The 12,361-nt window shown below is 38.0% G+C and carries 8 protein-coding genes and 1 pseudogene; 1 reads left to right on the plus strand and 8 read right to left on the minus strand.

The window, feature by feature from the left end:
- Positions 1–215: 215 nt before the first annotated feature.
- The 8 genes from MTF68_RS18625 to MTF68_RS18660 form a co-directional block, all read right to left on the minus strand.
- Positions 216–1,085, minus strand: a complete 870-nt coding sequence (locus MTF68_RS18625) for a glycosyltransferase family 2 protein (RefSeq protein WP_248451374.1) — start codon at positions 1,083–1,085, stop codon at positions 216–218.
- Positions 1,086–1,088: 3 nt separating this feature from the next.
- Positions 1,089–1,994 carry a glycosyltransferase gene (locus MTF68_RS18630; RefSeq protein ID WP_248463315.1) on the minus strand — a complete coding sequence of 302 codons (906 nt, stop codon included), beginning with the start codon at positions 1,992–1,994 and terminating at the stop codon, positions 1,089–1,091.
- A 117-nt stretch (positions 1,995–2,111) separates the two neighbouring features.
- On the minus strand, positions 2,112–3,890 hold the full coding sequence (locus MTF68_RS18635; protein ID WP_248463317.1) for a glycosyltransferase: 1,779 nt from the start codon (positions 3,888–3,890) through the stop codon (positions 2,112–2,114).
- A gap of 56 nt (positions 3,891–3,946) precedes the next feature.
- A complete protein-coding gene (locus MTF68_RS18640; protein ID WP_248451378.1) occupies positions 3,947–5,149 on the minus strand; it encodes a hypothetical protein in 1,203 nt (400 codons plus the stop codon).
- Positions 5,149–6,246, minus strand: coding sequence for a glycosyltransferase 61 family protein (locus MTF68_RS18645; protein ID WP_248463318.1), 1,098 nt, complete (start codon positions 6,244–6,246; stop codon positions 5,149–5,151). Before MTF68_RS18645 ends, MTF68_RS18640 begins: the two co-directional genes overlap by 1 nt.
- A complete protein-coding gene (locus tag MTF68_RS18650; protein WP_248463319.1) occupies positions 6,237–7,121 on the minus strand; it encodes a hypothetical protein in 885 nt (294 codons plus the stop codon). The genes MTF68_RS18645 and MTF68_RS18650 overlap by 10 nt, the downstream gene beginning before the upstream one ends.
- Before the next feature lie 6 nt (positions 7,122–7,127).
- Entirely contained in the window at positions 7,128–9,056 is a 1,929-nt protein-coding gene (locus tag MTF68_RS18655; protein ID WP_248463320.1) for a rhamnan synthesis F family protein, read from the minus strand.
- A gap of 89 nt (positions 9,057–9,145) precedes the next feature.
- A complete protein-coding gene (locus MTF68_RS18660; protein ID WP_248463321.1) occupies positions 9,146–10,195 on the minus strand; it encodes an HAD family hydrolase in 1,050 nt (349 codons plus the stop codon).
- Positions 10,196–10,532: 337 nt separating this feature from the next.
- Between MTF68_RS18660 and MTF68_RS18665 the strand changes: the two are divergent.
- Positions 10,533–11,960 (plus strand): annotated as a pseudogene (locus tag MTF68_RS18665) (MBL fold metallo-hydrolase).
- Positions 11,961–12,361 lie beyond the last annotated feature (401 nt).

Here is a 12,361-nt window from a genome sequence, read left to right on the forward strand (position 1 = left end):
GTGGTGATAAAATCACTTTCATCGTTTATTTAAAAACAATTTGACCACCGAGGGCACAGAGCCGCTGCCCGCTACACTGAGAAGTTACTAACGCCAGCAAGCTGCGCGTCTACAAGTAACTATTTACTTCTCCTTCTCTTCTCTGTGTTCTCTGTGGTGATAACAATCTATTCATTTTTTATGGGCTTAACCCAAACGCTTAGTCTTTCGCTCACTTACTTCCAATTCGATTTATACGGCCCTTTTCGGCCTAGTACCCCATCTACAATACCTTTAAGCATAAACACCAAACGCTTGCGCCTATTTTGTTGCATAACCGAATTTAAAAATAACCTTACAGGCATAAAAAATAAGCATCTGAGTTTCCAGTACATTGGCACATAAGGCCTGCGACTTAAAAGCAATATATTTCTAAATTGATAATAAAGCCTAATTGGCGCGCCTACTTTATAAGTAACACCAATAAACTTACTACGTGAATCGCCAAGCCTATGCACCATTTCTATATTTTTAGCCTTGGCTATATCAAAGCCCATACTGCGCGCTCGCCAGCACCACTCATGATCTACACCATCAATAAATAATGACTCATCTTTTAAACCTATTTGATCTAAGGCGCTTAAATCAATCATCATACCTGAGGCTATTATTTGAGTAACACCAACTAGTTCATCGTATTCAAATACTTCTTTTTGGATACGAGGGTTTACTTTTTTGTCTGAGAAACTGCACCTAATACGCGGACCTATAGCCACTACATTCTGTTTAATTTTGTTAGAAGCCTTCATCAAACTACTTAAATTAAATACCATGTCACTCGGAATTAAGCTATCTTGATCAAGCAATACCGCGTACTGGCAACCTTCCTTTAATAAGTAAATTAATCCAGCATTATGCGCAGAAGCTATACCTGAGTTCTCTGCTAGATGAATGTAGTGATAATGACTAATTATTTTGGTAAAGTCGTGTGGGGTCGGGCTATTATCTACAATAACCACTTCTTTAGTTTGTCCATATAAACGAGTTAACAGGCGCTCAGTAAGCGCTAAGTCGGGTTTATACACGACTAAAACAGCTCCGATCATAATTTAATTGCGCTTATTTAAGCCCAAAATAAAACGATCCGCTTTATAGGCTACTTTTATAATCCAAGAAGGCATCATCCTTAAAACCAACACAAACAAAGCATAACAATAGTTTTGCAGTGACTTTTGCTTAAGCGAGTTCATCGCTAATAATCTTGCTTTAAATTCATTGACCGATTTTCCACGGCCCCTCCTTTTATAAAAGCCATTTATACGCCTAAAATGTAAAAGAGGCTCTTTAACGTTTGCAAACTTACATCCATCTTTGGCCAAAGCAATCCAAAAAAAATAGTCTTGTGTATTAAGCATATTTGTTAAATAACGATGGCCACGCGAAAACACACTATATCTAATTGCGACCGTTGGATGATTTATAGGGCAGCGCCTTGAAAATGCGAGTAATAACTTAGCGTGCGTAAGAGGTAAGCGACGAATGCCGGCTCTATTTCCATATTCATCAACCTCCCATAAAGCTGAACCTAATACGTCAACTTCTGGGTTTGCGTCTAAAAAAGCAATCTGCTTTTCAAAACGAGTAGGTACACAAATATCGTCAGCATCCATTCTAAAAAAGTACTTTGGATGTAAAGCAATGGTAGAGTCAATAATATAATTCATACATGTACTTAATCCTTGGTTTTTTAAACCCTGGACTATCACAACATTGGGGTAGGTTTGCGCGGCTTTTAATAAATAGTCGAAAATGCAGTCCGATACCTCTCCGTCAATAACTATCATGTATAAATCAGGTGCCACGGTTTGATTTATGACACTTTCTAATGCCTGCTGTACCCATTCTACATTATCATTTTTGTAGACAGACATACCACATACAATACTTGCTTTATTAGGTAAAGAGGCTGGTGCTTTAATAATAAACTGGCTATCTGAATTCAAGGTTGGGCTCATAATCTCTCATTTAAGGGTAAACAACCTGATGGAACCAGTCATTATAAACCTCGTTATTCTATCGTATTAAGCGCTTTAATTCAAAAATGTAAATAATAAACACCTACAAAAAATCACCTATGCTTCCCTAATACTTTTAATAGCAAAGTTCTCTCTTTTTAGAGTAAGGTTTGGATTGTAAGCTGGATCCGCTTTAATTACCTCTGACCACGTAGCCTTCAGGTAATCCAATTCACTTTTAAAGCGCAAAACTTTCTCAGGTGTATCTTCATGGCCTCTTGAAACCGACTCATGGTGATATAAAATTGCTTCTGCACAGTATAAGTTGCGCCGCCCCAACTGTTGCACTTTTAGACACAAATCAACATCATTAAAAGCAATTGCTAAACTTTCTTCATTTAGCCCTTCAACCGCCCAAAAGTCTTTTTGTGTAATAAGCAAACATGCAGCAGTTACAGCACTATAGTTTTGCGTAGCAATAAGGCGATTCATATAGCCGTAGTGATCACCAGGAAAATACTTATGCCCATGACCAGCGCCGCCACCATAACCCATTACTACACCTGCGTGTTGAATACGATTATCTGAATATAATAATTTTGCACCTACACAGCCTATGTCATCGCGCATAACATGGCTCACCATATTTAAAAGCCAATCGGGGTTAATAACTTCAATATCATTATTGACTAACGCGAGCACTTCTCCTTTAGCTCTTTTGGCTGCAAAATTATTTATCGCCGAATAATTAAATTGTTTATCATAAGATAAAAGCGTAATTTTAGGGTGCTCGTTCAATTTGTGAAAATAACGTATAGACTCACTATCGTCCGAATTGTTATCTACTAATAGTATTTCATAATTTGTATAGTTTGTTTTTTTTAAGATAGAGTCAATACAGGCACGAACTAACTCCATAGCATTGCGCGTTGGTATAATTATAGATACTAAAGGCTCGCACTCTAAATGCCACCGTAAAGATAGAGTGGGTAATGCATTGTTAGTATCTATTATCGATGCCACATCGTTATACATAGGTTCAAATAAAGCCTTTGCTTTATCAAGACTTATAATATTAGTTGGTCGTGAAAGCATTACAAGCGGTATATGCTGAATTGTTGAATAAATATTCTCCAAATAGCAAGAAGCTAAATACTTTACTACATTGAACTTGCTCAAAGGCCCGCACGTTTTTGCAAAACTAGCTAACTTTACAATCCAAATACCCGAATTAATATAACCCGCTGTTAACTGTAGATCTGGGTTCCAATCTGGCTTAAAGTCGGGATACTCTCTTATTTGTGCGGCATTGAGCTTATCTGTATCAAAATAAGCTAAGTGCGCATCTAAATTTATATGAGTAGTTAATGCAAGCGTTAAATAACTATCTAGTTTGTCTCCACTATATACAATAAAACTCGCTTTAGTTTTTTCTTTATTCAGTCGAGCATCGCCAACCAGATCAGATGTAACAATAAACTCAAAATCACAATGCTTTGGCAAAAAGTTATTTAAATGCTTTTCGTCTGCATTTTTACACCAAAAAATTACGTTAGAAAAAGGCAGGCGCTGAGCTTTTATAGATTCCAAAGTAACAAATAGCTCATTGCTGTTACATTGCTCAACACATACAAGTAGCATACTTTCGCATACCTTATTTCCGCTACTTTTTATTTGTGCCGACATCTGAGCGTTTTGATGTTTCATATAAGCCAAGTAAGACGCTTTTTGCTCTTCTATAGTTTGTAGCTGATACATCAAACCGCTTTTATGTAAATTATTACTATATGCTGCAACCAATTTAGGGTGTTTTTTAATACTTTCGACCCATGTATTAGGGGTATAGTTAATAATAAACTTAGCTAAGTTTGCTATTAATTTTCTGACAAATTGCAATTAAGTAGTCCCGTAGCAATGAACGATAAAGACAGCCAGCTCAAACATCAACCTTATCAAGACGCTAGTAACGCTTTAATATAAGCCATTAAACTGAAGCGCACCTGAAGCAAGTTACACACATAGCCTCTGAAATCATTTTTTTTTGTATTTATTGTTTTCTCGCTGTTTACTATTAGCGTGGGGTAACGGCTGTAAATAGCATCTTTAGTGTATTGTATAAAACTGGGTAAAGCTTCTTTTGGCCGAACCGTTTCAAACAATGCAGCCACAAAAGGAAATCTATCCTCTACCTGTGGTTGAGCATAGACGCACAAAGCTAAACTTTTTAATAAAGCCCGATCTTGTGAAGCTATAAAATTAAATACATCTATACATTGCGCCTTAGAAACTTCTTGCTTAAAAAAGTGTTGATGGGGCTGCTTTTGTATTACAGCTATAAGCTCCTCTGCTTGCTCAAAAGGTGCTTGCTCTGCAAGCCTCTCTATCCAACGAATAGACTGCCTTTTATAGTCATTAAACTGATGCTTACCCACAAAAGTAAATTGCTTTATTCCTTTGTTATAAGCTTGCAGCACTCTGTCTAATCGGCCAGCATATTGGCCTAACTCGTAATAATTAAAACATCGTTTAATTTCAAGTGCCTCTAAACAATATCCAGGGTTTATTCGCTCAGAGACCTGCACATCGTAATCAGTATTTTTGTTATTAAATACTACACTTAAAAAATCACATACAATGCTTTTTTTTACAAATAAATCGTCATGATAAGCTCGTAATGTAAGCTTTTTACCAAGCTGTTGCCCGTATTCTCCCAAGCGTTTTAGTGTGTGCATAGGTAGTGTTTCAGCCCTTTTTATAACCGCGGTATTACCATGGCGTTTAACTGACTGATTATAATGAGACTCGTGCAACTGAGCAGGGTTACGAACATACGCTATACATTGCGCATCAGGAATCGCTTTTATTAGTGCAGGTAAGCGGCTAAAAAAGAATTCTGAGCTTAATAACAATGTACTACAGTTAGCAGCTTGTGCTTTAGTTATTATGTCTTGCAGCTTCTTTGGGTTAAATACATAATCACCGTTATGCGCAGAAAAAACAGATAAAAAGTTACCCGAACTAATTCCGTTACTATCTTGCTGATGCTCGGGGTAATAAACCCCTTTTGATAAAAGGTAGCTGGCGTGATCTTTTAGCCACTTTTGAATAGCTGAAGTCCCCGTTTTTGGGGGACCAATATGGATAATTGTTTTCATTAATAATCTACGCGGTTAAATAAGCTTAGAAAGTTATTAACTCGCATATTTTCAGCGTTTAGTTTTAAATACGAGTTAGCATAATCAAGCGTGGTTAAATTGGCCATCGAGCCATTTTCACGCTCAACCTGAACCGGTATATAGTTAAGGCCACACGCTACACACAGCTTCCAAAATTCGTCCGACCAATGGCTAGAAAAAAGCTCAACCACGGTTGTACCTGGCCTACAAAATACTATATTAGCTAAACCGGCACCGTGCGGGGCAACAACAACATTTGCGGCTCTAAAAATTTTAGCATTTTGTTTTACCGTATTTTTCTCGCAATATATAGTATCAATACCAGCTAAATGTAGTTCGTTTATAAACTCGTTTTCATTGATAATTATTCGTTTGCTACCTAAATTACGACTAATATACAAAGACGTACCAGCACTTATTGGTAAATTTGAAGAGAACGTCTCACGGATAAAATCAACAATCCAATCAGACGTATAAAGCGCATCCCTTGGCTCACTTACCGACACAAAACAACTACACTTTAATATCCTGTTATAGGCACTTCTGCCCTCTACTTTATTAAAGTCGATATTAAGAATCTCGAACGCTTCTTTAATGAAAGGCAAATCTTTAAAATTAATAATTATTTTATCAAAAAAGTTTAAATCTATACCTAATGACTTAATAGCTTGCACTTTTGGTAACACGTCAAACAAAAAATGGCTATAAAACTTACCGCCCGGAGACGTTAAATCGAGTACTTTAAGCTTAGAATAATCAGCATACTCTTTAGCACTATTTAATTTATCTACTGCTGTTTTATAACTAAAACCATTTACAACTTTACCGTGGCTTAAAAAACCTTTTTCTTCATCTAAACACGCCATAACACTGTTTGATGCAAAAACACTGACCCCTTTTTGTTTAAATGCATTACCACGAAAACGGGCATGCTGAGAGACAGCCTCGGGTACTGCTACTGGCGGGTATTGAGCGCCCCTTTTTATTGTTATTTTTTCGCTTCTATTAATAATATCATCAATAATAAACTGACTATTTTTAGGTTTATGAAAGCGATTGAATCGAGTTAAAAACACAAAACATCCTTACAGGGCTTTTGTGCAAAAAGCTCATCTTGGCCTATAAACTCTTTTGCGCAGCGGCGATTTGGCCCTAAAAAGTGTGCATTAATAGCGTGTAGCTCTCCTTTACTTAGTAAAAGACGAGTTGGCTTTTTTGACTCAGGGTAGTCATTAATCTCAGCTATTAGCTCATCACGTATACGCGTGTAATGAGGTATGTCGGTAATGCCTTCAGTACGCTCCTGCATGAGCATTAATGCGCTTGTAGGTAAAGATTTATTCACAACCACATTGTCGTTGGTGTTTTTAAGCTGAAGGTCAAATAGTGACAAAAACGAGTCAACTACGCCATCGTCGTAATTAACCAGCCATATATTTTCTTTTCCTACCTTTTCTGACCAACGGTTTAGTTGCTGAAAGTAATTTAGTCGCGGAAAGTTATTCAACGCCATTTGAAAAAAGCGCCCCTGATATCTTACTTGAGGGTCTTTTACTAACTGATTAAATAACGATAAAAGTAAATCTGATTGACGCCTTACAGTGCCAATCACCACCACTTTTTTAAACTTTTTAACCCACTCCTGAAAACGAGGGTTATTAAAATAAAAAGGCGATAGCTCACTAGAAACCAGTGCGGAATGACACTCGTTATCACGCATTTCTTGCTCAAGTAAATCAATTACTTCTGGTATTTTATACTTTGCAGGGTAGCCATGAATAGGCGCAAAGGCTAAAGCAAAATGATGATGCGCTTGGTCGTTCATTTGTAACAGCGTAGAATATAAAATCCCTTGCTGTTTTAAGGTATCTTTTTGCAAATCTAACTGAAATTGAACTGCTGACGTACCGGTTTTAGACCAACCAATATGCAAATATAAAGTATCAAACATTAATTACTACTCACCTAAAAACCCAAAACGGCCAAAATCACTTACTAACAAACCCCATTTAAGAATTTGTGTTTCGTTTAAACTTAATTCACCCACAAAAGGGTTTTCATACCCAGCTGCATGCCACTTATCAAGAGGGTTTAAAATATGCAAATTTTGCAGCCCAAAGTCACCCGGAATTTGGGCATCGGCTACGGCGTTATCGCCAACATGTATAAAACTTTGCCCCTCGGGTAAACTCTCTTTTATATGTTGCCACATTGTACCACTGTCTTTACGCTTACCTAACTCACTTGAAACCAATAGCTCGAACCCCACGCTGACACCAACTTTGGCAAGCATAAGCGCCACTTGTTTTTTTGTGTAGTAAGTATCGGAGGCAACCGTTACTTGTTTGCCTGATAAAATTAAATGGTTAAACAAATCGACCATTTCGTCTTTTGGTAAAATCATTTCTAAATCGTAGGCAAACTCCTGCTCTGCATAACTATTAGCCTGCTCTGTGGTCCAGTTGTAACTATTTGCCAAATGTAAATACGTTTCAAAAATAGTTACATCACCTACAAAGTTTTTTTGCTGCCTCACTTCAAACTCGGCATTGTTACGGACTTTAACAAACTCGTGCGCATTTAAAACAACACCCTGCTCTACCAAATTTTTACCTAGCAACAGTTTAGCGTAGTCTGGCGCGTGATATTTGCGCCTTACTAATGTATCAAACACGTCAAAGCTTATATGTTCAAAACTATTAAGTTGATGAGTTAAACCCTCAGCACTATTAACATACTGCGATAAAATAAAACTTTTATCATGGGTAAACTGACCCGAGGTAGGATAATAAAACAGCTGTTGATAGCCATTTTTTTCTGCAAGAGAACCAATTAAACGCTCAAGAGCGTGAAGCTCTGAGCCATCATTAGGTAAGGGCTCTGCAGGAAAATCATCATAGCTGTATGGCTTATTTAATAACTGTTTAAGTGCTTCAGGACGCGCCCAAAACATACCACCAGCAGGATAAGCTATAAAGTCATCCGCGAGCTCTATTTGCCACTCACTAGCCATTTTTTTTGCATGAGGTTTATTTTTAAGCCAGTGATTAACCCAATTAGGCATCATCCAAAACGAGGTTGGGTAATAAATTCCCGTATTTGGGTTATTGTCAAAATGATTTAAAACTTGCTTAATAACGTGCTGGTCTTTTAAAAGGTATTCGCCTAGGTAATCGGCCCATTGTGTTTGAGCGCGGCCAGAATAAAGCGACTTTTTAGAATGCATATGACAAAACAAATCGTAATTTTGTAAATCCTGAGCAAACTCAACAAGTAAAGGTCCAAAATTGCGCCCATGATTAGGCACAACTTTAACAGTTACCTTACTTACTTTTGGGCAGGCGTTAAAAACCGTTTGTGCTTTACTAGCAAGCTCGTCGCTGGCAACGCTTATGAATACATCAACCTGCTGTTCGTATTTAGCTAAGCAGTTGGCGTAATAATCTATAAACTCACCATAAAACACATGAAAACACATGGCTATTTTTTTACTTTTAGGTATACCATCTGCAGTTGAGCTAATAGCTTTTGGGTGCCACTTGTGCGAAGCAGGCATGGCTAAACGCCCTTCCTTCTCACCATGATATATATAGTGCACTAATGCATGCTCACCTTGTAAATAAATGTCTGTATTACATTTATAATAAAGCTCGGTATCAAAGTTAGGGCTGGGGTTTACGCAGCTAAATGCCCCCTTGTGCAAATAATCTTCAAAGGCTTCTTGTTCACAGCTAAACACACGGCACTGGTTAGCACTGTACCAATGGCTATCAAATAACCCTTTTTCTTTTGCAGCAGTTAATAACTTAGCTATTTTTTTTGGTGAATAGCGTTTAAAACCAGCGCTACGCTTAACATATTGTTGGGTTAGGAGCCTACGTTCCACTCCCTTTGCAACCCTAAACAGAAAAGGTTGATTTTTAACAAAGTTAAATAAACCGGGCGCTGCTTTTTTTATAAATTTTTTATTTATCATTAACCTAAACCAAAAAATTGAATTGCGTTAACAGTACCATTACCCGCTACATCATCATCAATATCAAAAATGTGCCTAACTGCATGAGGGATCATATTAGGTTTAGCTAAATAGCTTTCTAATAAGATTTCTAGCTCATTAGCTGTAAAGTTAACAGCACGCTGAGCATTATGCTCACATAAACTTAAAGCGCCCGCCATAACTTGTTCTAACAGGTAAAAATAGCGCTGCGAAGCGACTTTTCGGCCATAATACATATCAAAACTATTAGGGTTAAGGGTATTAAATTTAATATCTCTAAATTGCCCGTTAGGTGCTGTTAGCAATGACTCTAAAAACATTGAGCGGTCTAGTGGTAAGTAACCGTCACCTATCTTAACACCCTCTTTTAAATACCCTTGCATATAAGCACGTGTGCTAGCAACTTTGTGCGAGCCAGGGTTAGAAGAAATCAAATAATGTCCATGCGTATCTTTATTGAGTAATATGCCTAACAAGCTCTGGATAGTACCTGAATAGCCTAAATCAACTAAGTGCAGAGTACTCTGGGCAGTTACCTCTATTGACTTTAAATACGCTAAATAAGCACATTTAATCGGCGCAACAAGTAAATCTATATCATCACGGCTATCCGTTAACATAGCAATGATTTTACTTTTATCCTTTTTTAGGTCTATTTGCGTATTAAAAACGTGCTCGGTAAAAATGGTGGTAATTTCGGAGTCGCAGAGTAAAAAGCGAGTACGCATTAAATCATAAAACGTACCTGTAAAGTCGCCTTTCAGAGAGTACGTATAGCTTTGCTCATCACTCAGTAACAGCTTAAATAAAAATGCACGTGAAGCTAATAAATAATAGCTTTTTTGCTGTTTGCGAGCGCCATTTAAATAGTGGTTATATGCTTGCTGTAACCAGTAGCCTTCTCGTGCTAAAAAATACAGTGGTTTGTCTTGCGGTTGATTGTCTAATAATCGCTGCGAAAAAAAACTCAGCACAGGGCCTAAAAATACAGAGCCAAAATTAGCAAACCGAGGCTCACTTACTGGCATTTTACAATTACTTAGCATAGTTTTAGTCCACTCATATGTTTAAAAAAGCGTTTAACCGCACCATTTTATATACACCTAAATTAACGGGCGGTGTATTGTAGGTTGCAATACAGTTTGAGTAAACTGCATTACTAATGCACACAGGTAAATAACGATAAAAACATACTACAGAACTTTTTTAATACAAATAATGGCGTAAATTATATGCAAAACAAGCTTAATTTGCGCCCTTAAGCTTTAGCCACTACTTTTATGTAAGCTGTATTGCACGTAAAAATTACAGCTTAATATCTCATTAACTATGTAGGCAGCTAGATTTAATTAAAAAAGGAAAACCATGCAAATACTTCACCATGGAGCGGTTAATGGCGTAACAGGCTCATGCCATGAGCTAGTAATTAACCCACAAACTAGCATATTAATTGATTGTGGGTTGTTTCAAGGAGAAGACGCAAAAGTAGACTTATCTATAGAATTTAATACAACGCATATAAGCGCGTTAATAGTAACTCATTGCCATATTGACCATGTAGGGCGTTAATAGTAACTCATTGCCATATTGACCATGTAGGGCGTATACCTTATTTATTAGCAGCTGGCTTTAAAGGCCCTATATTTACAACTCCCGCCTCAGCAAGTTTACTCCCACTTGTTATTGAAGATGCCTTAAAGGTAGGTGTAACACGCGACCCAAAAATTATAAAAGCCTGCCTAAACTTACTACAAAAATACATTGTGAGTGTTAACTTTAAAACATGGTTTACCCTTCCATGCAAAGGGGAGCAAACTGCAAAGGCGAGGTTTCAGCGAGCCGGCCATATACTTGGCTCTGCATATATTGAAATAGACATTACCCATACAATCAGCTCAAATCAACATAATAAAAATACCCATAGAGTGGTATTTTCAGGTGACTTAGGCGCACCTTACACCCCATTGCTACCAACCCCAAAAGCGCCCTATAAAGCAGATACATTAGTGATTGAATCGACTTATGGTGATAAAAATCATCAAGGCCGCAAAGAACGCGCACACACACTAAAAAACGTTATTGAGCGGGCAGTTGCAGATAACGGCGTGGTGTTAGTGCCTGCATTTAGTATAGGCCGCACCCAAGAGCTACTTTACGAGCTAGAGCAGCTAATACATCAATCGGCTAAAGGCTCACCTTGGCGTAATATACACATAATACTAGACTCGCCTATGGCTTCTGACTTTACACACCAATATAAAAAGTTTAAACACTTATGGGATGCAGAAGCAAAACGTAAGGTGGCAATGGGTAGGCACCCACTCGACTTTAAAGCATTAACCACTATAAATAGCCACTCAGAACACCAAGCAATTATTAACTATTTAAGCTCACACCAAACCCCAGCCATTGTTATAGCCGCAAGCGGTATGTGCACCGGTGGCCGTTATAGTTAATTACCTTGAGCGTTTTTTGGATGATTTAACAACCGATATAATATTCGTAGGCTACCAAGGTCGCGGTACGCTAGGCCGTGAAATTCAAAAATATGGCCCACGTAATGGGTATGTTTTTATAAACGATACACGTATTACAATTAACGCACAGGTGCATACCATTAGCGGTTACAGCGCACATGCTGATCAAAACGGCTTAGTTAAATTTGTAACAGGTATGAAGAAAAAGCCCAGCCATATAAAAATTCTACACGGCGATGATAATGCAAAACATGCATTAGCAAACAAGTATAAAGAGATGCTGGGGGAAGGCATTAAAATTGAGATTGCCACGTAGCTTAACTGACCGAGGCGCTCACCGAGTAGTTATTAGTTCCTCTCCTTCACTTCTCCGTGTTCTCTGTGGTGATAATAGTCTCTTAATCACGTTGTGCACTTAACCCAAACCATTTTTACCACAGAGGGCACAGAGGCGCTGCGCGCTACACCGAGAAGTAATTAGCACTTCTCATTCACTTCTCCGTGCCCTCTGTGGTGATAATAATCTCTTAATCACTTTACAAACTTAGCCCAAAACAAGTCTACCACCGAGGGCACAGAGGCGCTGCGCGCTACACCGAGAAGTTATATTCGATCTTCTCCTTCACTTCTCCGTGCCCTCTGGACTTCCCAGCTTTCACTAGACAGTTTCTAACTCAGAAAAATACGCTTCCTCAAACTTAGCTGGTGAAACACCGC

Source organism: Pseudoalteromonas sp. 2CM37A (genome assembly GCF_023161885.1).
GTDB classification, from domain to species: domain Bacteria; phylum Pseudomonadota; class Gammaproteobacteria; order Enterobacterales; family Alteromonadaceae; genus Pseudoalteromonas; species Pseudoalteromonas atlantica.

What these genes read in the sequence shown, in the direction of transcription:
- MTF68_RS18640 (WP_248451378.1), bottom strand. Translation starts at nt 5,149, where the DNA reads ATGAAAACAATTATCCATATTGGTCCCCCAAAAACGGGGACTTCAGCT.
- MTF68_RS18625 (WP_248451374.1), bottom strand. Translation starts at nt 1,085, where the DNA reads ATGATCGGAGCTGTTTTAGTCGTGTATAAACCCGACTTAGCGCTTACT.
- MTF68_RS18630 (WP_248463315.1), bottom strand. Translation starts at nt 1,994, where the DNA reads ATGAGCCCAACCTTGAATTCAGATAGCCAGTTTATTATTAAAGCACCA.
- MTF68_RS18650 (WP_248463319.1), bottom strand. Translation starts at nt 7,121, where the DNA reads ATGTTTGATACTTTATATTTGCATATTGGTTGGTCTAAAACCGGTACG.
- MTF68_RS18660 (WP_248463321.1), bottom strand. Translation starts at nt 10,195, where the DNA reads ATGCCAGTAAGTGAGCCTCGGTTTGCTAATTTTGGCTCTGTATTTTTA.